Genomic DNA, 23795 nt, shown 5'->3' on the forward strand with positions numbered 1-23795 from the left:
GGCTGGGCCTGTCAACCAAGGTCGCTATGGCCATAAAAGCCAATGTGGCGGTCATCGAAACGCTCAATGCGCAAAATGACGGGTTGGAGCGACACCTGCTGCACAGTAGCCAGTTGCGCGCCGAATTTGCCTTGTTGAAGTCGATGCCCGCTGCGTGGCCAGCGCCCACTATTCGAATGGTAAGAAAAAGAGCGAAGGCAACACCAAGAATGGCAACGTCTATCTGATCTGGGCCTTCATGAAGCGGCAAACTATGCCCGACGCTTCAGTGACGACCCGAGCGGACGCCCCGGCGAGAACAACGCCCGAGTCGTGAAAGACAATCAGGCCACCAAGCTACTCGAAGGGATGAAGTTCGACGGCCCGGTCGGTACGCAGGAAGGATTTCGACTCAGACCCCGATTTCGCCTATCGAGGACGACTCGGAGAAGCATGTAAACGAAAGCTTGAAAAAACAGCCTTTCGTTTACATTTTTTCCTGAAAAATGGGTGACACCTACCGGCAACCTCAGGCCAGGCGCCACGTCTAGTCTTTTACAGACCTGACGAGTGGGTAGAAATCTGCGACGTAACGCATGTTCAGAGCCCATGAATAATGTTGCCCGCTGTACCGCAGCGAAATTTATCGAGCGTTCAACTCGCTGACACCCCGGTTGGCCAACTGGTCGGCACGCTCGTTGCCCGAGTGGCCAGTATGGCCGCGCACCCATTGCCAACGCACTTGGTGACGGTTCACCTGCTCGTCCAGCAGTTGCCAGAGGTCAGCATTCTTGACCGGCTGCTTGGCGGCCGTCTTCCAGCCGCGCTTCTTCCAGTTGGGCATCCACTCGGTGATGCCCTGCATTACATACTGGGAGTCGGTGATCAGCTTCACCTCGCATGAGCGCTTCAGCGCCGCCAGCCCTTGGATAGCCGCCATCAGCTCCATCCGGTTGTTGGTGGTTTCACGTTCACCACCCCATAGCTCCCGCTCGGCGCCCTTGTAGACCAGCAATGCCCCCCATCCACCGGGACCGGGATTGCCCTTGCAGGCACCGTCGGTGTAGATCTCGACCAGTTCGCTCACTTATGCCTCGTGTTTGGAATCGCACCGGCTGACTTTCGCCACCGGCATCGGCACCAGCTTGCCCATCGGCTCGCGCCGGGCCTGACGCAGCGGACGCAAGCCGACCACCAGCTTACGCGCCACTAATAGATAGAAGCCTGCGCCGAAGCCCTTTCCGGCGGCGCCCCAACGCTCCATTCCAGCCAGTCGGGCTTGCCAGGCGGCTGAAGCGAGCGGCGGACGATAGCACCCGAAGCGGCGTTTCTCCAGCGCAAAGCCCAGCAGGTTGAGCCAGTCGCTTACACGCAGCGGCGAGATGCAGCGGGCCTGACGCAATGCATCGTGGGCGAAGAAATGCCTCACACCCCAGGCACTCCAGGGATTGACCCCGACGATTACCAGATGCCCGCCCGGTCGCACGCTGCGCGCAGCCTCGCGTAGCAGGCCGTGGGGCGACAGGCAGAAGTCGAGGCCGTGTTGCAGTACCACCACATCGGCGGCATGTTCGCTGAGCGGCCAGGCATTCTCTTCGCAGGCGATCTCGACACCTGGCAAAGGCGCCCCCAGATGAACGCTGCGCTGGATCTGTTTTGCGCCCGGCGGCAATTCCGCCCGCGGACCGTAATGCACCAGGTAGCCACCGAAGTATCGCGCCAACTCATCTTCGAGCAGGCGTTGCTCTTCGAACAGCATCATTCCGCCCAACGGACCGGACAGCCAGTCGCGGGCATCTCCTATGAGCTCCAGCCAGTTGGCATCGGCCTGAGCAAATGCTTTCTCGGTCATGGCAATCTCCTGCGTTAGAGCCCTAAGATGCGCCAATGCTTCCCGATTGGCGACACCCGACATGATACAAATCGATGCTCTTCCCGCTTTTTCCGACAATTATCTGTGGTTGCTGCAGGATGACGAAACCCGCCGCTGCGCCGTGGTCGACCCGGGCGACGCCGCGCCTGTACTCGCCTGGCTGAACGCCCATCCGGGCTGGCAGCTCAGCGACATCCTCGTTACCCATCACCACGCCGACCACATCGGCGGGGTCGCACGGCTGAAGGCAGCCTGCAGCGCCCGAGTCATTGGCCCAGCACGGGAAAACATCCCCGCCCGCGATCAGGCCCTCTCGGATGGTGACCACGTCAAGGTGCTCGGGCTGGACTTCCAGGTACTCGAGGTGCCAGGCCACACGCTGGGTCATATCGCCTACTTTCACGCCGACGCGACCACGCCACTACTTTTCTGCGGCGACACCCTGTTTGCAGCGGGTTGTGGCCGCCTCTTCGAGGGGTCGCCCGAGCAGATGCACCATTCCCTTAGCCGCCTCGCGGCACTGCCCGGCGAGACGCAGGTCTACTGCACCCACGAATACACCTTGAGCAACCTGCGCTTCGCCAAGGCCGTCGAGCCGGGCAACGAGGCGACGGCCAAGCGCTTTACCGATGTGCAGCGCCTGCGCGAGGCAGGCGGCATCAGCCTGCCATCATCCATAGCACTGGAACGGGAAACCAACCCGTTCTTGCGAGCTAGCGAAACATCCGTTAAACAAATGGCCGACGAGCGGGCTGGCAAGAAAAACCGCACGCCCACCGAGGTTTTCGCGACGTTGCGTGCCTGGAAGGATCAATTCTGAGCTTATCCGGGGAAGATGCCGACTGGTGAAAACTTGACCAGCCTCAGGTCGGTTTCTAGAATCGCCCGACCTTTTCCCCCGGATACCCCCCTCAGCCAATGTTGTCTTCGCCGATCCGAATCTTCGACCTGGATGCATTGGCACGAGCCGCACGAGCCCTCGTGGTGGTCTTTGCAGCCATCCTCGCCGGCTGCCAAAGCACGGGGCAGAGGGACGAGGACCAGGGCGTGGACACCGACCCAGCCTTAGCCATGAGCCAACAGCCTCAGTGGCTGGAAGACGCAGTAGAAGAGCGCGCACCCCAGGATATCTGGGAGCGCATGCGCACCGGTTTCAAATTGCAGGATGAGATCGGCGTCAACCCGCGCGTAGAGCGCCAGCGCCTCTCGTTCGTCAGCAATCCGTCCTTCATCGAACGTGCAAGCTCGCGCGGCAGCCTCTATATCCACTACGTCGTGGAGCGGCTGGAAGAGCGCGACATGCCCCTTGAGCTCGCGCTGCTGCCTGTGATCGAAAGCGCATACAACCCCTTTGCCTATTCCCGCGCCCACGCTGTGGGCATCTGGCAATTCATCCCATCCACCGGCCGCCACTTTAATCTGCGCCAGACGAACTGGTACGACGGCCGCCGTGACATCACCGCCTCCACTAATGCCGCACTCAACTACCTGAGCCGGTTGCACGACATGTTCAATGGCGACTGGCTGCTAGCGCTGGCTGCTTACAACGCAGGTGAAGGCACTGTCAGCCGCGCGATGGAGCGCAACCAGAAGCTGGGCCTGCCTACCGACTACTGGAACCTGCCGTTGCCGCAGGAAACCCAGGACTACGTGCCCAAGCTACTCGCCCTGTCCCAATTGGTGATGGCGCCCGAAGCCTACGGCGTGAACCTCAGCCCCATCGCCAACGAGCCCTACTTCGAAGTGGTCGAGGTCAAGCAGCAGCGTCTTGACCTGTCTCGCGTCGCCGCCATGGTGGACGTCGACGAAGACGAGATGTACCAACTCAACCCGGCCTTCAAGAAGCGCATCACCATGGACGGCCCCCAGCACCTGCTGGTGCCGACGGACAAGGCTGAGCTGCTGACAGCCAACCTGGCAATGATGAAGCCCGTTGAACTGGTGGACTGGCAGAAATACCGCGTACGGAACGGCGACAGTCTGCATGGCATCGCCAACCGCTACCACGTGACCGTCAAGACCCTTAAGGACATCAATGGCCTGTCCGGCAACCGCCTGCGCGTGGGCCAGCAGCTGAGCATTCCGGTCGAGCCGGGCTTCAAGCCTCAGCAACCGCTGTTCCAGAATGTCGCTAGCAATCAAGCCCCAGCGAGGGCGCAGAGTCACAAGGTAAAGAGCGGCGAAAGCCTGTGGCAGATCGCCAAGCAGTACAAGGTCAACGTCAAAGATCTGAAGCGCTGGAACTCGCTCTCCGGCAACAGCGTCAAGGCCGGCCAGACCCTCGCCCTGCAGGGCAGTGCCACCACCTCCGTCACCCGCAGCAAGAAAGCAAACAGTCGCGATGCGGTGACCTACTACAAGGTCAAGCGAGGCGATTCACTGTACCTGATCGCCAAGCGTTTCAATGTTGAAATGGAACACCTGCAGCGCTGGAACCCCCGCAGTGGCAGCCTCAAGCCTGGTCAAACGCTTACCCTTTACCTGCGCTAACCCTTCAATACCATCGCTTTCTGGCAGCGCCTTGCCAATTTCGCGAAGCGTTGGAAGACCACGAACCTCTCGTGATTGAGTGCACGCCCTGGATATCCCGGCGTAGATCACTTCCGATCCCGCGCCGCGCTTGCCCGCCAGCAATAGGGCCAGGAAGAACATCCTCCGCCCCAGCCAATCGCGCACTGGTTGCGTTACCAGGTCGTTCAGCGACTAGCTGGCGGACACGCCCATCCAAAGTGTTTCAAGCGTCCGTATCACGTAATTGAGCAGATTCGGCTGCTCAGGCACCGCAGCCAGCGTAGCCCCATTTAATCAACGAGCAATTCCCTCCCCCACAACCTGGCGCACCTTGAGACAACTGCGCTGGTCGTTCAGCACGCATCATCATGCGTATCAAGCCGCTACCCTGGCTAAGGCCGTTGAGCAACGCTTCCAGTACCAGATTGATGTCCGCACGCTGCAAAACCAGCCACTAGGCCCTGCAAGATCTACCTGCTCGTTGGGCTGCAGCAAGCGCTGCCTGGCGCAGCTCGCGGTGCAAGCGGATCTGTTCGGGATCGGTATGGGGAATCAGGTCGCCGAGCCTGCTCGCCCCTAAGGTGGCTGACTGTCAGGTCGATCAGTCTGACATCGACGAGCCCGATCAATACGATGGCCCGCGAGATGGTCCTGATGGGTTCCTGGGAAGGGTTGCAATGCACGCTGTTGGCAACGCGCAGGACCTTGGACGTCAACGTTGCATCAGGGATGCAGGACGTCAGCCAATTGCTGCACAGATGATTTATCCATCTGCGCCAACTGGTGAAGATCGTGCACCATAGCGACCTACGTGGGGAGTCTCGCCTGATTGAGAGGCTCGCCCCACGACTGCAAACCATGGCGGCATTCACCCAAGTTGGGCATTCCTGTACATGGGGCTCAAGTCGGGGGCCTGAATGACGGTCACTCCTTGGCGGAGAAGCCCTTTTTCCTGCTTATACAAGCTGTTACTGTACCTTTCAGCCGTCATAGCTGATATCTGACGCATGTGACGAACGAAACAATTCTGCAGGCCCTTGCGATCGCCCGAGGCCCATTGCCGCGAGGCCAGCGCCCAAATGCCCGACAAGTTAGCCATGGATCGGACACTCGCCTGATGCGTCGTCTCCTCACCCTGCTCATCGGCCTCCTGGCGCAGCCCTGTTTCGCCACCATTGTCGAAAGCCACGGCTACGCCCAATTCGGCTCGCTCAAGTACCCTGCCAACTTCAGCCACTTCAGCTGGGTCAATCCCGACGCGCCGAAAAAAGGTACGTTACGTGTCATGGCGTTCGGGACTTTCGATACGCTCAACCCCTATACCTTCAAGGGCACAAGCCCAGTCGCAACGCCCAACTTCGCCCAATACGGCGTAACGGAGCTCAACGAGCCGCTCATGGTCGGTACAGGGCAATACGACCCGTCAGGCGACGAGCCTGCGTCCAGCTACGGCTTGATTGCCCAAAGCGTCGAATACAGCGAGGACCGCAGTTGGGTGGTTTTCAATCTGCGCGAAGAGGCCCGCTTTCATGATGGCCAGCCAATCACCGCCTACGACGTGGCATTCTCGTACCGCACGCTGGTCAAGGACGGTCACCCCCAGTACCGCACTAGCCTCAAGGAAGTGAAGCGGGTCGATATCCTCAACCGTCACCGCATCCGCTTCGTCCTCAAGCGCGCCGGCAACCCGCTGCTGATCCTGCGCCTCGGCGAGTTGCCGGTGTTGCCGCAGCATTACTGGAAAGGCCGGGACTTCAAACGCACCAGCTATGAGCCCCCCCTGGGCAGCGGGCCGTATCGGCTCACCGAGGTCAGGCCTGGCCGCGGGCTGGTGTTCGAGCGCGTCAAGGACTGGTGGGGCGAAAAGCTTCCAGTGAACAGGGGCAAGTACAACTTTGACCGCGTGGAGGTGGAGTTCTATCGCGACAGCAATGTCGCGTTCGAGGCCTTCAAGGCGGGAGAATTCGACTTCTATATCGAACACCAGGCGAAAAACTGGGCTAACGGCTATCGGTTCCCAGCGATCGCCCGAGGTGACGTGATCCGCGCGGAAATCCCCCACCAGATTCCCACGCAGACGCAGGCGCTGTTCATGAACTCACGCCGCGCCGCATTCCACGACCGGAGGGTCCGCGAGGCCATGGGCCTCATGTTCGATTTCGAGTGGACCAATCGCACCTTGTTCAACAATGCCTATATCCGTGCCGCCAGCTACTACCCGAACAGCGAATTCCACGCCGCCGGAAAGCCGGAAGGCCACGAATGGCTGTTGCTTTCGCCGTATCGCAAGCAACTTCCAGAGGCCTTGTTCAAGCAGCCTTTCAATGTCCCGACAACGGAAGGCCGCGGCATCCCGCGGGAAACCTTGCGCCGCGCTCTGGGTCTGTTGGGAGACGCAGGCTGGAAGCTCTCGGGTCAACGCCTGCTGAACGCCAATGGACAACCACTGCGCTTCGAGATTTTGCTGGTCAACCCGAACCTTGAACGTATCCTCCAACCGTATCGCGAGAACCTGGCCAGCATCGGCATCGACGTCAGCCTGCGCACCGTCGATCGCGCCCAGTACAAGCAGCGCCTGGACCAATTCGACTACGACATGATTCTGATGACGCTGCCTCAATCCTTGAGCCCTGGCCTGGAGCAAACACTTTACTTCCATTCCAGCCAGGTCGACGTGAAAGGAAGCAAGAACTATGCAGGGGTCGCCAACCCGGTAGTCGACGCAATGATCGACAAGCTGCTCGGCGCCCAGAGCCGCGACGAGCAGGTGGCAGCCGCGCGGGCGTTAGACCGCGTCCTGCTCTGGGAGCATTACAGCATTCCCAACTGGTACATCAACTATCACCGCCTGGCGTACCGTAACCGGTTCGCCTTCGTCGCCACGCCGCCCTATACCCTGGGCCTGCGCGCCTGGTGGCTGAAGCCTTCGGAGAACGCCCGATGAACATGACGCTGCGCAACCGCTGCCTGAAAGGCTTTGGCGCCCTGCTCCTGGCCTTCGCCGGCCTAGCAGCCGCCGAGCCCAAGCATGCGATAACACTGTATGACGAGCCTGCCAAGTATCCACCAAATTTCACCCATTTCTCCTGGGTCAACCCGGATGCTCCCAAGGGCGGCGGACTACGCCTGGCAGGTCTCAACGGTTTCGACAGCCTCAACCCTTTCATCCCCAAGGGCAATTCAGCAGACCAGTTGGGGCTGATCTACGACAGCCTGACCTTCCACTCGCCTGACGAACCCTTCACCGAATACGGCCTGCTCGCCGAACAGATCGAGAAAGCGCCGGACAACAGCTTCGTGCGCTTCTATCTGAACCCCAAGGCACGCTTTCACGACGGCAAACCAGTCACGGCCGAAGACGTGGTCTTCACCTTCAATATCCTGACCGAAAAGGGCGATCCGATGTATCGCCACTACTATGCCGATGTCTCCAAAGTGGTGGCAGAGGACAGCCAGCGGGTCCGCTTCGACTTCAAGCATCCAGGCAACCGGGAACTGCCGCTAATCCTTGGTCAGCTCCAGATCCTGCCCAAGCATTGGTGGGAAACGCGCGACTTCGGCAAGACCAGCCTGGAACCGCCTCTGGGTAGCGGCCCCTACCGCATCGCCAAGGTGGACGCCGGCCGTTCGATCCGCTACGAGCGAGTCAAGGACTGGTGGGCCAAGGACCTGCCCGTCGTACGTGGCTATTACAACTTCGACGTCATCACTGTCGACTACTACCGCGACATGTCCGTCGCCTTGGAAGCCTTCAAGGCCGGGCAATTCGACTTCAACCTGGAATACTCCGCCAAGGATTGGGCCACGGGTTACGACAGCCCGGCCCTGCGCGCCGGCAAGATCGTCAAGGAAAGCATCACCAACCATAACCCCACAGGCATGCAGGGCTTCGCCTTCAACATCCGTCGCCCCGTCTTCCAGGATCGTCGCGTGCGCGAGGCCATCGCGCTGCTATTCGACTTCGAGTGGGCCAACAAGCAACTCTTCTACAGTTCCTACAAACGCACCGGTAGCTATTTCGAAAACTCCGAGATGGCGGCACACCAACTGCCAGATGCCGCTGAGCTGAAAATCCTCGAGCCGCTGCGCGGGCAGGTTCCGGACGAAGTCTTCACCCAGGTCTTCACCCCACCGGTCAGCGACGGTAGCGGCATCATCCGCGAGCAAAAGCGCCGCGCCTACCAACTGCTCACCGAAGCGGGCTTCAAGATCGAGAACGACAAGATGGTCGGCCCGGATGGCAAGCCGCTGGCATTCGAGTTCCTCATCGCCCAGGCCAACCTCGAACGCGTGATCCTGCCGTTCAAACGCAACCTGGCTGAACTCGGCATCGACTTGCAAATCCGTCGCGTCGATGTTTCGCAATACATCAACCGTCTCCGCTCCCGCGACTTCGATATGGTCCCGGCCACCTGGGGTCAATCCAACTCGCCAGGCAACGAGCAGATGGAGTTCTGGCATTCGCGCAGTGCAGACAGCGCTGGCAGCCGCAACTTCATCGGCCTGCGTGACCCGGCCATCGACAAGCTGGTCGAGGGTCTGATCCGCTCCGACTCCCGACAAAGCCTGATCAAACATGCCCGCGCTCTCGATCGAGTGCTGCTCTGGGGTCACTATGTGGTGCCCAATTATTACGTCGACACCTGGCGCGTCGCCTACTGGAACCACTTCCAGCGCCCTGGATCCACGCCGCTCTACGACTACGGTTTATTCACCTGGTGGGTAAAGCCGGGCATGGAAACTGCTAGCCAGTCCGGGCAGAACCAACTTGAGCCGGATTCCCAGTAAATGCTCGCCTACATACTGCGTCGATTGCTGCTGATCATTCCCACGCTGTTCGGCATCCTGCTGATCAACTTCCTCATCATCCAGGCCGCTCCCGGTGGTCCGGTCGAACAGATGATTGCCAAGCTCGAGGGCTTCGACTCCGCCGCAGGAGGTGCCACCGGGCGCATCTCCGGTGGCGGTGCCGAAGTAGCGGTGGCGGGTTCCAACTACCGCGGCGCCCAAGGCCTTGACCCTGAGCTGGTCGCCGAGATCGAGAAGATGTACGGCTTCGACAAGCCGGCGCCGGAACGCTTTTGGCTGATGATCAAGAACTATCTGCACCTGGATTTCGGCACCAGTTTCTTCCGCGATGCCAGGGTCACCGACCTGATCCTGGAAAAGCTGCCAGTGTCCATATCATTGGGGCTCTGGAGCACCCTGATCATGTATCTGGTGTCCATTCCGATGGGCATCGCCAAGGCAGTTCGCCACGGCAGCGCGTTTGACGTCTGGACCAGCTCCGCCATCATCGTCGGCTACGCGATCCCCGCCTTCCTGTTCGCCATCCTGCTCATCGTGCTCTTTGCCGGTGGCAGCTACTTCGACTGGTTCCCTCTGCGCGGGCTTACCTCGAACAACTTCGACGAACTCAGCCTGGGCGGGAAGATCCTGGACTACTTCTGGCACCTGGCCCTACCGGTCACAGCTCTGGTGATCGGTAACTTCGCCACCCTTACTCTGCTGACCAAGAACAGCTTCCTGGACGAGATCAACAAGCAGTACGTGGTGACCGCCCGCGCCAAGGGTCTCTCGGAGCACCGGGTCCTTTACGGTCACGTGTTCCGCAACGCCATGCTACTGATCATCGCCGGGTTCCCTTCAGCATTCATCGGCATCTTTTTCACAGGCTCGCTGCTGATCGAAGTGATCTTCTCCCTCGACGGCCTGGGCCTCCTCAGCTTCGAATCCGCCTTGAACCGCGACTATCCGGTGGTTTTCGGCACCCTGTTCATCTTCACCTTACTGGGACTGATCGTGAAACTGATCGGCGACCTGACCTACACCCTGGTCGATCCTCGCATCGACTTCGAAAGCCGGGAGGGTTGAGCATGGAACTCTCCCCCATCAACCGCCGCCGCTTTCAGCGCTTCAAAGCCAACAAGCGCGGCTGGTGGTCGCTCTGGTTGTTTCTGGCCTTGTTCATCCTCAGCCTCGGCGCAGAGCTGATCGCCAACGACAAGCCACTGGCAGTCAGCTACGACGGTCAGCTTTACTTTCCGATTCTCAAGCGATATCCGGAAACCACCTTCGGCGGCGAGTTCCCTCTGGAAGCCAACTACAAGACGCCATACATCCGCGACTTGATCGAGTCCAAGGGCGGCAGCATGATCTGGCCCCCTATCCCATACAGCTACGAAACCATCAACTACGAACTCAAGGTTCCGGCTCCCGCACCGCCCTCCGCCGACAACTGGCTGGGCACTGACGACCAAGGCCGCGATGTGATGGCGCGGGTGATCTACGGCTTCCGCGTCTCGGTGCTATTTGCCCTAACCCTGACTCTGCTCAGCTCGGTCATTGGCGTAATTGCCGGGGCGCTGCAGGGTTTCTATGGCGGCTGGGTCGATCTGGTTGGCCAGCGGTTCCTGGAGATCTGGTCAGGGCTGCCAGTGCTCTACCTGCTGATCATCCTGGCCAGCTTCGTCCAGCCCAACTTCTGGTGGTTGCTGGGCATCATGCTGCTGTTCTCCTGGATGAGTCTTGTGGATGTGGTACGCGCTGAGTTCCTTCGTGGCCGCAACCTGGAATACGTCCGCGCAGCCCGGGCATTGGGCATGCAGAATGGCGCCATCATGTTCCGTCATATCCTGCCCAACGCCATGGTCTCCACCATGACCTTCATGCCCTTCATCCTCACCGGTGCCATTGGCACCCTGACCGCGCTGGATTTCCTCGGATTCGGCCTGCCCCCTGGAGCGCCCTCGCTGGGCGAACTGGTCGCTCAGGGCAAATCCAACCTGCAGGCCCCATGGCTGGGCATCTCCGCCTTCCTGGTACTGGCACTGATGCTAACCCTTCTGGTGTTCATCGGCGAAGCCGCGCGTGACGCCTTCGACCCGAGGAAGTGAGATGAGCGAAAACCTGATTGAAATCCGCGACCTGGCCGTCGAATTCACTGCGGGCGACCAAATCCAGCGCGCGGTCGAGGGCGTAAGCTTCGATATCCGCAAGGGTGAAACATTGGCCCTGGTGGGCGAGAGTGGCTCGGGCAAGTCGGTCACTGCCCACTCCATCCTGCGCCTGCTGCCCTACCCCCTCGCTCGCCACCCGAGCGGGAGCATCCTCTATGAGGGCAAGGACCTGCTCAAGCTGCCTGAAGCCAAATTGCGCAGCATCCGCGGCAACCGGATCGCTATGGTCTTCCAGGAGCCGATGACCTCGCTCAACCCCCTGCACAGCATCGAGAAGCAGATCAACGAAGTACTCGGCTTGCACAAAGGCCTCACCGGCAAGGCAGCCACCAATCGCACGCTGGAACTGCTGGAGATGGTCGGCATACCGGAGCCACACAAGCGGCTGAAAGCTTTCCCGCATGAACTGTCAGGCGGCCAGCGGCAGCGAGTGATGATTGCCATGGCGCTCGCCAATGAACCGGAGCTGCTGATCGCCGACGAGCCCACCACTGCGCTGGACGTTACCGTTCAGCTGAAGATCCTCGAACTGCTCAAGGAATTGCAGGCGCGCCTGGGTATGGCCCTGCTGCTGATCAGCCACGACCTGAACCTCGTTCGGCGAATCGCGCATCGCGTCTGTGTCATGCAGCGCGGTCGCATTGTCGAACAGGCGTCGTGTGATGAGCTGTTCCACGCACCACAGCACCCCTACACCCGGGAACTGCTTGGCGCAGAACCGTCTGGCCGCCCAGCAGACACCCCACTTGGACCGCCATTGCTCGAAGTCGATGACCTTCGCGTGTGGTTCCCGATCAAGAAAGGGTTGTTGCGACGCACCGTAGACCATGTGAAAGCCGTGGATGGCGTCAACTTCAGCCTGCTCCAGGGACAAACCCTCGGCATCGTTGGCGAAAGCGGCTCCGGCAAATCCACGTTGGGTCTGGCGATCCTTCGACTGCTCGGCAGCCGGGGAGCGATCCGCTTCCAGGGACAGTCCCTGGACGGCCTGACACAGAAGGAGGTGCGCCCATTCAGGCGACAGATGCAGGTGGTTTTCCAGGACCCCTTCGGCAGCCTAAGCCCACGGATGTGCGTTGGCCAGATCGTCGGCGAGGGTTTGAACATCCACCACATGGGCACTGAAGCGGAGCAGGAGCAGGCCATCATCGACGCACTCCTGGAGGTAGGGTTGGACCCGGAAACCCGACACCGCTACCCTCACGAGTTTTCCGGCGGGCAGCGGCAGCGGATTGCCATTGCCCGTGCATTGGTGCTGAAACCAGCCCTGATCCTGCTCGACGAGCCGACCTCAGCACTCGACCGAACGGTCCAGCGCCAGGTGGTGGAATTGCTGCGGTCTTTGCAGAAGAAATACGACCTGACCTACCTGTTCATCAGCCATGACCTGGCCGTTGTCAGGGCGCTGAGTCATCAGCTGATGGTGATCAAGCAGGGACAGGTGGTCGAACAGGGTCCAGCCGATGCCATCTTCGCCGCCCCGCAGCACACCTATACGCAGCAATTGCTCGAAGCCGCCTACCTGGCTCCCGGTACTGCCCGTTAACAACAATAGGATGAATGCAAATGGGTTTTCTCTCCGGTAAGCGTGTACTGATCGTTGGCGTCGCCAGCAAACTCTCCATCGCGTCGGGCATCGCTGCCGCGATGCACCGCGAAGGTGCCGAACTCGCCTTCACCTACCAGAACGACAAACTGAAAGGCCGTGTAGAAGAATTCGCCGAGGGCTGGGGCTCCAGTGCGGAGTTGTGCTTCCCTTGCGACGTAGCCGAGGACGACCAGATCAAGGCCGTGTTCGAAGCTCTAAGCAAGAAATGGGACGGTCTCGACATCATCGTCCACTCCGTTGGCTTCGCCCCAGGCGACCAACTCGATGGCGACTTCACTGAAGTCACCACTCGTGAAGGCTTCCGTATCGCCCACGACATCAGCGCCTACAGTTTCGTGGCGCTGGCCAAGGCCGGCCGTGAAATGATGAGGGGCCGCAACGGCAGCCTGCTGACCCTGTCCTACCTGGGCGCCGAGCGCACCATGCCGAACTACAACGTCATGGGCATGGCCAAGGCTAGCCTGGAAGCTGGCGTCCGCTACCTCGCCGGGAGCCTCGGCCCGGAAGGCACCCGTGTCAACGCCATCTCCGCCGGCCCGATCCGCACCCTGGCAGCCTCAGGCATCAAAAGCTTCCGCAAGATGCTTGCCGCCAACGAGAAGCAAACGCCCTTGCGTCGCAATGTCACTATCGAAGAAGTCGGCAACGCCGGCGCCTTCCTCTGCTCCGACCTTGCCTCCGGCATCAGTGGCGAGATCCTCTATGTCGACGGAGGCTTCAATACCACCGCGATGGGCAATATTGAAGACTGATGGGCAAAGAAAAGGCCGCATAATGCGGCCTTTCCGTTCCATCTTGCGGATTAGAAGCGTTCGACTTCTGCCTTAGCTTCCAGTTGACGGCGGTAGGCTGCGAAATCCTGTTGACCACTACGCGAAGCCAGGAAGCGGCTGTACATCGCCTTCTCCTCGTCCGACAACTTGGCCTCGGGCTGATTGACGCCATTCAGGCGAATCAGCACATAGTTGCCATTGCCGAGCGCGACGCCCGTGAACTCAGGCTTGTCCGCGGCCGCAGGCTTGGGCATGCGGAACAGCGCTTGCAGCAACACGGGTTCAACACCCTCCTGACTGCGAGTAGCGGCTTCCACCACCTTCCAGGCCTGCCCTTCCTGAGCTTGGGAAACCGGAGTCTTGCCTTCACGCAGACTTGCCATCAGGGTCTCGCCCTTGCTCTTTGCCGCTTCGCTGGCTTTCTGCTGCACCAGGTGCTGGCGAATGCTATCACTGACCTTTTCCAGCGGCAGTTGCTCAGGCTTTTTATGCTCCTTGACGCGCAGGACCACAACTGTTTCTGGATCCAGCTCGATGGCGGAGCTGTTGGCTCCATCCTCTAGAACCTCGGGACTGAAGGCAGCCTGCAGGACCTGACGATTGGCTGTCAGCCCTTCGCCGCCCTCACGACCAAAGGGGGCGCTGGTTTTCACCGCAAGACCCAACTCCTGGGCCGGCTGAGCCAGATCGGAAGCCTCAAAAGCTGCGTCTTCAAGCTCCTTGCTGACTTCAACAAAACGCTGTTCAACCTGCTGCGCCTTGATATCCCGCTCCAGCTTGTCCTTCAGACTGGCGAAGGTCGGGATCTCAGGTGCTTGCACACCGAGCAGCTTGATCAGGTGCCAACCGTACTGTGTGCGGACCGGGGCGGACACGTCGCCTTGTTTGAGGCTGTAAAGTGCCTCTTCAAAAGGCCCCTCATAGACACCAGGACCTGCGAAGCCGAGGTCACCGCCATTGGAAGCGGAACCCGGATCATCAGAGAACTCCTTGGCCAAAGCGGCAAAGTCCTCACCCTTGTCCAGGCGTTGCTTGATCTGCTCGATCTTGGCCTTGGCCTGCTCATCATTCAGCTTGTCGTTGACTTCAACCAGAATGTGGCCAGCCTGACGCTGTTCGGCGAGGTTGCTGATCTCCTTCTGGTACTGGGCCTGAAGATCCTCCTCCTTGGCCTCGACCTGATCGAAGAAGGAATCCTTCTTCAACTCAACGTACTCGATGACAACCTGCTCAGGGCTCATGAATTGGTCAACATGGCCGTCATAATAGGCCTTGAGCTCCTCGTCAGAGACTTTGACCATCGCCGGGTCTGCCTTCAGAGTCAGCGTGGCGAAGTCACGCGTCTGCTTCTCCAATCGGGCAAACGCCTCAACCTCAGCATCGGTGACAAAGCCGCTGCCAGCCAAGCCGGCACGAAGTTGGCCGATAAGCATCTCCTGCTCGAGCATCTCGCGGAATTGCAGACGGTTGTAGTTCATCTGGCGGATGACCTGATCGAAACGATCAGCGTTGAACTTGCCGTCAACCTGGAATTCCGGTGTCTGCAGGATGAGTTGATCAACAGCACTTTGGGAGAAGGCGAAGTCAGCCGATTGAGCGCCCTGCAGCAGCAGCTTGCGCTCTATCAACCCTTTGAGAGCTGCCTCACGCAGCAATTTCTCATCAAGCAGCGAGGCATCGAAATCCTTACCTAGTTGTTGTTGCAACTGACGACGCTGAAGATTCACCGCCTCGCTCAGCTGATCCAGGCTGATCTCCTCGCCGTTGACCTCGGCGGCATTCTGGCGGTTGCTGGTAGCGTTGAAGATCGCATCGAAGCCAGTCAATGCGAGCAGCACGATGATGACGCCGATAATGGTTTTGGCAATCCACCCCTGTGAATTGTCCCTGATGTTCTGCAGCATGCATCCCCCAGAAGCGGCCGAACGGATTGTGCAGCCGTGTAACGCGGGTAGTGTCCAAATATGAGAAAGGCGCATCCGAGGATGCGCCTTCTCGTAGTTTGCGGAGCCTTGGGGTTATCCCCCTCCTGCAACTGACGGATCATCCTCCGTCGCTGCTAATTAGCCTCCGCTACGGGCAGAGCCCGAAAGACGCTTAGTTTACGGCGTCTTTCAGAGCTTTGCCTGCCTTGAAGCCTGGGATCTTGGCAGCATCGATTTTGATCGGCTTGCCAGTCTGCGGGTTACGGCCGGTACGAGCAGCGCGCTCTTTGACAGCAAAAGTACCAAAACCAACCAGCACCACGGAGTCACCAGCCTTCAGAGCGCCAGTGACGGATTCGATTACTGCGTCCAGCGCACGGCCGGCAACAGCTTTCGGGATATCAGCAGATGCGGCGATAGCATCAATCAGTTCCGACTTGTTCACTCTTAAGTCCCCTTATTTCTGTTGAGTTGTTTCTTAATTGTTTGGCGTAAGCAAAGCGGGTGCTGGACGGCCCGCTAACACATAAGAGCCGCTTTATAACAAGGGCCTGAAAAATGTGTCAAGGAAGCCCCCCGGCTAATGCGTGCTGATTCGCTCCTTGGAATCAGTCTCGCGCTTGTCATCCTTTGCAACCATCTCCGGAGCCGCATCGGGCAAGGGCTCCGGGGCGTATTGCAGCGCAATTTGCAGGACTTCGTCAATCCATTTAACGGGTTTAATGGCGAGGTCTTGCTTGATATTTTCGGGAATTTCTTTCAAATCCCGCACATTCTCTTCGGGAATGATCACCGTCTTGATTCCACCACGATGTGCGGCCAGTAACTTCTCTTTAAGGCCACCAATCGCCAGTACCTGGCCCCGCAGCGTAATTTCGCCAGTCATTGCAACATCCGCCCGCACCGGAATCTGAGTCATCGCAGAAACCAGCGCCGTGCACATCCCAATACCTGCGCTCGGGCCGTCCTTGGGAGTAGCGCCCTCGGGCATATGGATGTGAATGTCGCGTTTTTCGTGAAAATCAGCAGGTATTCCCAGACTTTTCGCACGGCTGCGCACAACTGTCAGAGCCGCTGTGATCGACTCGGCCATGACATCACCCAGAGAACCAGTCTTGGTCAGCTGCCCTTTTCCGGGAACGACGGCCGCTTCAATCGTCAGCAACTCGCCACCCACCTGGGTCCAGGCAAGGCCGGTAACCTGGCCAATCTGGTCCTGCTGCTCAGCGAGACCATAGCGATACTTACGCACGCCAAGGAAGTGCTCAAGGGATTCAGCAGTAACCTGCACCTGGAAACGCTTCTCCCGGGCATGCTCTTTCACCGCCTTGCGGCATACTTTGGCAAGCTGACGCTCCAGGCTACGCACGCCGGCCTCGCGCGTGTAGTAACGAATGATGTCGCGTATCGCCGCTTCATCGAACTCCACCTCGCCCTTCTTCAGTCCATTGGCCTTGGTCTGCTTGGGCGCCAGGTACTTGACCGCGATATTGACCTTCTCATCTTCCGTGTAACCCGGCAGCCGAATCACCTCCATGCGGTCCAGCAGGGGAGCTGGAATGTTCATGGAGTTGGCGGTGCAGAGGAACATCACATCCGACAAGTCGTAGTCGACCTCTAGATAATGGTCGTTGAAGTTATGGTTCTGCTCGGGGTCGAGCACTTCCAGCAGAGCCGATGCTGGATCACCACGCATATCGCTGCCCATCTTGTCGATCTCGTCGAGGAGGAACAGCGGATTGCGCACACCAACTTTGGTCATCTTCTGGATCAGGCGACCCGGCATCGAACCGATATAGGTACGGCGATGGCCACGGATTTCAGCCTCGTCCCGCACACCGCCAAGCGCCATACGCACGAATTTCCGATTGGTTGCCCGCGCAATGGATTCGGCCAACGAAGTCTTGCCGACGCCGGGCGGACCAACGAGGCAAAGGACCGGGCCCTTGACCTTTTTCACACGCTTCTGGACAGCGAGGTACTCCAGGATACGTTCCTTGACCTCCTCCAGCCCGTAATGATCTGCATCGAGAATGTCTTCGGCCTTGGCCAGATCGAGACGGACTTTGCTCTCCGCCTTCCACGGTACATTGACCAACCAGTCGATGTACGAGCGCACAACAGTCGCTTCGGCAGACATCGGTGACATCTGCTTGAGCTTGTTGAGCTCGGCAATGGCCTTGGTCATGGCCTCTTTGGTCAGGCCTGCATTATCGATTCGTTTTTTCAGCTCCTCGACTTCGTTATGGCCTTCGTCGATATCGCCCAGCTCTTTCTGAATGGCCTTCATCTGCTCATTCAGGTAGTACTCCCGCTGACTGCGCTCCATCTGCTTCTTGACGCGACCACGGATACGTTTCTCGACCTGCAGCAGATCGATTTCTGCATCCAACAGAGCCAGAACGTGCTCAACACGCTCAGAGAGCTCAGTCAGCTCTAGAATCTCTTGCTTTTGCTCGATCTTCAGCGCCATGTGGGCCGCCATGGTATCAACCAGGCGACCAGGCTCATCAATGCTGTTCAGCGAAGAAAGGACCTCGGAAGGCACCTTCTTGCCCAGTTGGACATACTGCTCAAACTGACTGAGCAGGCTGCGAATGAACACTTCAGACTCGCGTTCGCCAGCATCAACCTCATCGATCAGGCTGACTTCTGCGCGGCAATGGCCATCGACCTCGATGAATCGATCGATGGCACCACGTTGCTCGCCCTCGACCAGCACCTTGACGGTGCCATCGGGCAATTTCAGGAGTTGCAGCACAGTCGCCACGGTACCCATGCGATACAGGGCATCTTCGCCTGGATCGTCATCAGCCGGATTCCGCTGTGCCACCAGAAGAATCTGTTTGTCCCCGGTCATCGCGGCTTCCAGCGCCTCGATCGACTTCTCACGCCCCACGAACAGAGGGATGACCATATGCGGATAAACCACAACATCACGCAATGGCAGGAGAGGTAATTCGACGGTTGTCTTCATGGTATCAGCTCTACGGCGGCCCTCGGGCCGTAAACAGATGGGAGAACCCTTGGCCCTAAGATGGGGTTAGGACCAAGAAAAAACAAGCATTGCGGCAGGAAATACAAAGGGGCCCGTAGGCCCCTTCGTTCCATCAAGCGTCTGGCGCCGCCTTGGCAGGCTGCTCGTTGTTCTCGTAAATCAATAATGGCTTGGAAGAGCCCTCAATCACGCTCTCATCAATAACCACTTTGCTTACTTCTGTTTGCGAGGGAATTTCGTACATGGTGTCGAGCAGAATGCCCTCAAGAATTGAGCGCAGGCCACGGGCACCCGTCTTGCGCTCAAGCGCACGATGGGCTACGGCCTTCAGCGCATCTGGACGGAACTCCAGATCCACGCCCTCCATCTCGAACAGCTTGGCGTACTGCTTGGTCAGTGCATTCTTGGGCTCGGTGAGAATCTGCATCAGGGCAGCTTCATCAAGCTCATCCAAAGTCGCAATGACCGGTAGCCGGCCAACGAATTCCGGAATCAGGCCGAACTTGACCAGATCTTCCGGCTCGACTTCGCGCAAGGCTTCGCCAACTTTCTTGCCAAGGTCCTTGCTGCGGACTTCGGCGTTGAAACCAATGCCGCCCCGGGTGGAACGATTCTGGATGACCTTTTCCAGGCCAGCGAACGCCCCACCACAGATGAACAGGATGTTTCGAGTGTCGACTTGAAGGAATTCCTGCTGAGGGTGCTTGCGCCCGCCTTGCGGAGGGACAGAGGCCACAGTGCCTTCGATCAGCTTCAGCAGCGCCTGCTGCACGCCCTCTCCCGACACGTCTCGAGTAATCGAGGGGTTGTCGGACTTACGGGAAATCTTGTCGATTTCGTCGATGTAGACGATACCCATCTGGGCCTTTTCGACATCGTAATCGCACTTCTGCAGGAGCTTTTGAATGATGTTCTCGACATCTTCGCCGACATAACCAGCTTCGGTTAGCGTGGTAGCGTCAGCGATGGTGAACGGGACATTGAGCAGCCGAGCGAGTGTCTCAGCAAGCAACGTTTTACCGGAGCCGGTAGGTCCGATCAGCAAAATGTTGCTCTTGCCCAGTTCGACATCATCTTTCTTGTCGCGCTGATTGAGACGCTTGTAGTGGTTGTACACCGCTACCGCCAGCACCTTCTTTGCACGCTCCTGACCAATGACGTACTGGTCAAGGATGGTACGGATTTCTTTGGGCGCAGGTAGCTTGTGCGCGCTGCTTTCTGCCTGGGCCTCTTGCACCTCCTCGCGGATGATGTCGTTGCACAGGTCCACGCACTCGTCGCAGATAAAGACCGAGGGGCCGGCAATCAGTTTGCGTACTTCGTGCTGGCTTTTGCCGCAGAAGGAGCAATAAAGCAGCTTGCCGTTGTCCTCGCCATTGCGGGTGTCAGTCATTCGATCGATCCAATCGGGTAGGCATGAAACACAAGATGAAGGCAAATGCGGGCATTTTCAACCCCGCGAAGCGGCCGGATATTTCCGGCCGCGGCATTGCGGAAGGACTTAGCCGGCCATTTGGCGCTTGCTGAGAACCTGGTCGATGAGCCCGTACTTGACGGCGTCGTCGCCACTCATGAAATTGTCACGGTCCGTGTCGCGGGCAATGACGTCGATCGGCTGGCCAGTATGGTCGGCCAGAATCTTGTTCAAGCGTTCGCGGATAGTGAGAATTTCACGGGCATGGATCTCGATATCCGAGGCCTGCCCCTGGAATCCGCCCAACGGCTGATGAATCATCATCCGCGAGTGCGGTAGACAGTAACGCTTGCCGGCAGCACCACCAGCGAGTAACAACGCCCCCATGCTGCAAGCCTGACCGATACAGATGGTCGAAACATCAGGCTTGATGAACTGCATGGTGTCGTAGATCGACATGCCAGCCGTCACCGAGCCACCGGGTGAATTGATATAGAGATGGATGTCCTTGTCCGGATTCTCGGCCTCGAGGAATAGGAGCTGCGCGACGACCAAGTTGGCCATGAAGTCCTCCACGGGTCCAACCAGGAAGATCACACGCTCCTTCAACAGTCGCGAATAGATGTCGTAGGCGCGCTCGCCACGGGCAGACTGCTCAATGACCATCGGCACAAGGCCGCCGGCAGCCTGGATGTCAGGCATTTGCTGCATATAAGAATTGCGGGACATGTCCTGCGATCACTCCCTAACTAAATAGTCATGTCTCAAAGACGCATAAGCCAGCTCGAGGCTGGCTTATGGTGTATTCGAACGAGGTGAAACACTCAGTCGGCTACTGGAGCTTCCGCCGGCTTGACTGCATCTTCGTAGGAAACCGCTTTGTCGGTTACGTTGGCCTTCTGCAGGACAGTATCTACAACTTGTTCTTCCAGCACAACCGAACGAACCTCGTTCAGTTGCTGGTCGTTCTTGTAGTACCAGGCCACGACTTGTTCCGGTTCCTGATAAGCAGACGCCATTTCCTCGATCAGCTCACGCACACGAGCTTCGTCAGGCTTCAGCTCGAACTGCTTGACGACTTCAGCCACGATCAGACCCAGCACGACGCGACGCTTGGCCTGCTCTTCGAACAGTTCAGCTGGTAATTGTTCAGGATTGATGTTGCCACCAAACTGCTGAACGGCCTGAACTCGCAGACGGTTCACTTCGTTACCGATCAGAGCCTTGGGTACTTCGACCGGGTTGGCAGCCAGCAGGCCGTCCATTACCTGATTCTTGACCTTGGACTTGATGGCCTGACGCAGCTCGCGCTCCATGTTCTTGCGAACCTCGGCGCGAAAACCATCCAGACCGCCTTCCTTGATACCGAACAGAGTGAAGAACTCATCGTTCAGCTCAGGAAGCTGCGGCGCAGATACGCTGTTCACGGTAACGGTGAATTCAGCGGTCTTGCCGGCCAGATCCAGGTTCTGGTAGTCAGCCGGGAAGGTCGGATTGATCACGCGCTCTTCACCAGCCTTGACGCCAACCAAGGCATCTTCAAAGCCCGGAATCATGCGGCCAGAGCCCAGCACCAGCAGGGTGCCCTTGGCAGAGCCACCAGCGAAGGCTTCGCCATCGATCTTGCCGACGAAGTCGATGTTCAGCTGGTCGCCGTTCTCGGCGGCACGCTCAACACCTTCGAAACGGGTGTTCTGCTTGCGCAGGATTTCCAGCATGTTGTCGACATCAGCATCCCCAACTTCAGCCTGCAGGCGCTCGATGGCGATACCGTCAAAGCCAGCAACCTGGAATTCAGGGAACACTTCGAAGACGGCAACGTACTCCAGGTCCTTGCCCTTCTCGAACACTTTCGGCTCGACGGCAGGCTGGCCAGCCGGATTCAGCTTCTGCTCGACGACTGCCTCATAGAAGGAAGACTGGATCAGGTCACCCAGGACTTCCTGACGAGCGGAGTCCTCGAAGCGCTGACGAATCACGCTCATCGGTACCTTACCCGGACGGAAACCGGCAACCTTGGCGCGACGGGCAGTCTGCTGCAGGCGCTTGGTCACTTCGTTCTCGACGCGCTCGGCCGGCACGCCGATGGTCATGCGGCGCTCAAGAGCGGAGGTGCTTTCTACAGAAACTTGCATGGATATTCCTCGTTGCACAGACGTTAGCCGGCCGTTCCGGCCCCAGAATCAAGGGCATGCATTCTAGTGGGTCGAAATGAAGAAGTCACCCAGCAGAAACAGCCGGCAAAACGAAGAGATAAGAAGATGAGAAAGATGGTGCGGACGGAGAGACTCGAACTCTCACGCCTTGCGGCGCTGGAACCTAAATCCAGTGTGTCTACCAATTCCACCACGTCCGCGGAGGCAACGCTTGAAACGAAAGCGCCAGGCCCTAGGCCTGGCGCTTTCTCGAATATGGGGTGGACGATGGGAATCGAACCCACGACACCAGGAGCCACAATCCTGTGCTCTACCAACTGAGCTACGCCCACCATATTGCGTTTGCTTGAGCCTAAGCTGCCAAATGGCACGCCCGGCAGGACTCGAACCTGCGACCATCCGCTTAGAAGGCGGATGCTCTATCCAGCTGAGCTACGGGCGCTTAAATCTGCAGGCAGACTATAAAGCATCGGCTTCGAAAGAATCAGGAGATTCAGTCTTGCCGTCTTACCCAGCGACTGGCTGTGCTCGACAAGCGGGGCGCATGTTATCGACACACCCACACCCCGTCAACAGAAAATTTAAAAAAAATCAGAAAGATAAAGGAGTTACGGGAAAATGCTGACCAGCCGCCTTTGCCCGCAGGGCCCGCCATGCGAGAATAAGCGCCCTTTTTAGGCCTTCCCGATGGTTAATCTAGCGTCATGACCGCACAACTGATCGACGGCAAAACGATCGCCGCCCGCCTCCGCCAGCAGATAGCCCAACGCGTCATTGAGCGCCGCCAGCAAGGTCTGCGCATCCCCGGACTCGCGGTAATCCTGGTTGGCAGCGATCCCGCCTCGCAAGTCTACGTTGCCCACAAGCGCAAGGATTGCGAGGAAGTCGGCTTTCTGTCCCAAGCCCATGATCTCCCGGCCAGCACCGGCCAAGCAGAACTCCTCGCACTGATCGACCGACTCAATGAGGACCCCGCCATCGACGGCATCCTCGTGCAGCTTCCGCTGCCCGAGCATCTTGATGCTTCGCAATTGCTGGAGCACATTCGCCCCGACAAAGATGTCGACGGCTTTCATCCTTATAATGTTGGCCGACTCGCCCAGCGCATACCGCTGCTGCGCCCATGCACCCCCAAGGGCATCATGACCCTCCTGGAAAGCACCGGCGCGAACCTTTATGGAATGAACGCCGTGGTAGTGGGTGCATCGAACATCGTTGGCCGCCCAATGGCTCTGGAACTGCTGCTGGCAGGCTGTACCGTAACCGTCACTCACCGCTTCACCAAGGACCTGGCCGGCCACGTGGCCAATGCTGACCTTGTGGTAGTGGCCGTAGGAAAACCCGGCCTGGTCAAAGGCGAATGGATCAAGCCTGGCGCGATTGTCATTGATGTCGGCATCAACCGCCAGGAAGATGGCAAACTGGTTGGCGACGTGGAGTACGATATCGCCGAGCAGCGTGCAGGGTGGATTACCCCGGTTCCAGGCGGCGTTGGCCCGATGACCCGCGCCTGCCTGCTAGAAAACACCCTCTACGCAGCCGAAACGCTCCACACGTGACGGGATAAGCACCACAAAATGGCCGCTGGATGCGGCCTT

18 protein-coding genes and 3 tRNA genes are annotated in these 23795 nt (G+C 58.8%); 9 read left to right on the forward strand and 12 right to left on the reverse strand.

All coding sequences use genetic code 11. The features are described 5' to 3' along the window. Positions 1–622: 622 nt before the first annotated feature. Together rnhA and OXH74_RS26120 are read right to left on the reverse strand one after the other, a co-directional pair. Positions 623–1066: a ribonuclease HI gene (gene rnhA / locus OXH74_RS26115; RefSeq protein ID WP_215373782.1), complete on the reverse strand. Its 444-nt coding sequence runs from the start codon at positions 1064–1066 to the stop codon at positions 623–625. Continuing rightward, positions 1067–1831 (reverse strand): methyltransferase domain-containing protein, encoded by a 765-nt coding sequence (locus OXH74_RS26120; protein WP_215373785.1) that lies wholly within the window; start codon positions 1829–1831, stop codon positions 1067–1069. 61 nt (positions 1832–1892) lie between these two features. Here OXH74_RS26120 and gloB point away from each other — a divergent pair, with 61 nt between their 5' ends. Together gloB and OXH74_RS26130 are read left to right on the forward strand one after the other, a co-directional pair. After that, complete coding sequence (gloB, locus tag OXH74_RS26125; RefSeq protein WP_375739525.1) at positions 1893–2672, forward strand: hydroxyacylglutathione hydrolase; 780 nt, start codon at positions 1893–1895, stop codon at positions 2670–2672. Between the two features lie 98 nt (positions 2673–2770). Further along, positions 2771–4342, forward strand: a complete 1572-nt coding sequence (locus OXH74_RS26130) for a LysM peptidoglycan-binding domain-containing protein (protein ID WP_375739526.1) — start codon at positions 2771–2773, stop codon at positions 4340–4342. A 491-nt stretch (positions 4343–4833) separates the two neighbouring features. Here OXH74_RS26130 and OXH74_RS26135 read toward each other — a convergent pair whose 3' ends face one another. Next, positions 4834–5223 (reverse strand): HDOD domain-containing protein, encoded by a 390-nt coding sequence (locus tag OXH74_RS26135; protein ID WP_375741688.1) that lies wholly within the window; start codon positions 5221–5223, stop codon positions 4834–4836. Between the two features lie 257 nt (positions 5224–5480). On the opposite strand from OXH74_RS26135, the gene OXH74_RS26140 reads away from it, so the two are divergent. From OXH74_RS26140 to fabI, 6 genes are read left to right on the forward strand one after another with little or no spacing between them, the layout of a single operon-like run. Further along, positions 5481–7307 carry an extracellular solute-binding protein gene (locus tag OXH74_RS26140; RefSeq protein ID WP_375739527.1) on the forward strand — a complete coding sequence of 609 codons (1827 nt, stop codon included), beginning with the start codon at positions 5481–5483 and terminating at the stop codon, positions 7305–7307. A 2-nt stretch (positions 7308–7309) separates the two neighbouring features. Further along, positions 7310–9151: an extracellular solute-binding protein gene (locus OXH74_RS26145; RefSeq protein ID WP_375741689.1), complete on the forward strand. Its 1842-nt coding sequence runs from the start codon at positions 7310–7312 to the stop codon at positions 9149–9151. Next, positions 9152–10237, forward strand: a complete 1086-nt coding sequence (locus OXH74_RS26150; protein WP_215373801.1) for a microcin C ABC transporter permease YejB — start codon at positions 9152–9154, stop codon at positions 10235–10237. 2 nt (positions 10238–10239) lie between these two features. Beyond that, complete coding sequence (locus OXH74_RS26155) at positions 10240–11259, forward strand: ABC transporter permease (protein ID WP_215373803.1); 1020 nt, start codon at positions 10240–10242, stop codon at positions 11257–11259. Between the two features lies 1 nt (position 11260). Next, positions 11261–12868 carry an ABC transporter ATP-binding protein gene (locus tag OXH74_RS26160; RefSeq protein WP_375739528.1) on the forward strand — a complete coding sequence of 536 codons (1608 nt, stop codon included), beginning with the start codon at positions 11261–11263 and terminating at the stop codon, positions 12866–12868. A 20-nt stretch (positions 12869–12888) separates the two neighbouring features. Then, a complete protein-coding gene (gene fabI, locus OXH74_RS26165; RefSeq protein ID WP_375739529.1) occupies positions 12889–13683 on the forward strand; it encodes an enoyl-ACP reductase FabI in 795 nt (264 codons plus the stop codon). 50 nt (positions 13684–13733) lie between these two features. Here fabI and OXH74_RS26170 read toward each other — a convergent pair whose 3' ends face one another. The 9 genes from OXH74_RS26170 to OXH74_RS26210 all read right to left on the reverse strand — a co-directional run bounded on the left by OXH74_RS26170 (position 13734) and on the right by OXH74_RS26210 (position 22639). Then, positions 13734–15608 (reverse strand): SurA N-terminal domain-containing protein, encoded by a 1875-nt coding sequence (locus OXH74_RS26170; RefSeq protein WP_375739530.1) that lies wholly within the window; start codon positions 15606–15608, stop codon positions 13734–13736. Positions 15609–15801: 193 nt separating this feature from the next. Beyond that, positions 15802–16074, reverse strand: a complete 273-nt coding sequence (locus OXH74_RS26175) for an HU family DNA-binding protein (protein WP_004422505.1) — start codon at positions 16072–16074, stop codon at positions 15802–15804. 135 nt (positions 16075–16209) lie between these two features. Further along, positions 16210–18606 carry an endopeptidase La gene (gene lon / locus OXH74_RS26180; protein ID WP_375739531.1) on the reverse strand — a complete coding sequence of 799 codons (2397 nt, stop codon included), beginning with the start codon at positions 18604–18606 and terminating at the stop codon, positions 16210–16212. Between the two features lie 133 nt (positions 18607–18739). Beyond that, entirely contained in the window at positions 18740–20020 is a 1281-nt protein-coding gene (clpX, locus tag OXH74_RS26185; protein ID WP_215373814.1) for an ATP-dependent Clp protease ATP-binding subunit ClpX, read from the reverse strand. A 108-nt stretch (positions 20021–20128) separates the two neighbouring features. After that, a complete protein-coding gene (gene clpP / locus OXH74_RS26190; RefSeq protein WP_375739532.1) occupies positions 20129–20770 on the reverse strand; it encodes an ATP-dependent Clp endopeptidase proteolytic subunit ClpP in 642 nt (213 codons plus the stop codon). 95 nt (positions 20771–20865) lie between these two features. Further along, a complete protein-coding gene (tig, locus tag OXH74_RS26195) occupies positions 20866–22176 on the reverse strand; it encodes a trigger factor (protein WP_375739533.1) in 1311 nt (436 codons plus the stop codon). A 136-nt stretch (positions 22177–22312) separates the two neighbouring features. Next, positions 22313–22397: transfer RNA gene (locus tag OXH74_RS26200), tRNA-Leu, on the reverse strand. 56 nt (positions 22398–22453) lie between these two features. Beyond that, positions 22454–22529, reverse strand: a tRNA-His gene (locus tag OXH74_RS26205). Between the two features lie 33 nt (positions 22530–22562). Then, a tRNA-Arg gene (locus OXH74_RS26210) sits at positions 22563–22639 on the reverse strand. A gap of 262 nt (positions 22640–22901) precedes the next feature. Between OXH74_RS26210 and folD the strand changes: the two genes are divergently transcribed. After that, on the forward strand, positions 22902–23756 hold the full coding sequence (gene folD, locus OXH74_RS26215) for a bifunctional methylenetetrahydrofolate dehydrogenase/methenyltetrahydrofolate cyclohydrolase FolD (RefSeq protein ID WP_375739534.1): 855 nt from the start codon (positions 22902–22904) through the stop codon (positions 23754–23756). Positions 23757–23795: the final 39 nt, after the last annotated feature.

This window comes from Metapseudomonas boanensis (assembly GCF_042232855.1).
GTDB classification, from domain to species: domain Bacteria; phylum Pseudomonadota; class Gammaproteobacteria; order Pseudomonadales; family Pseudomonadaceae; genus Metapseudomonas; species Metapseudomonas boanensis.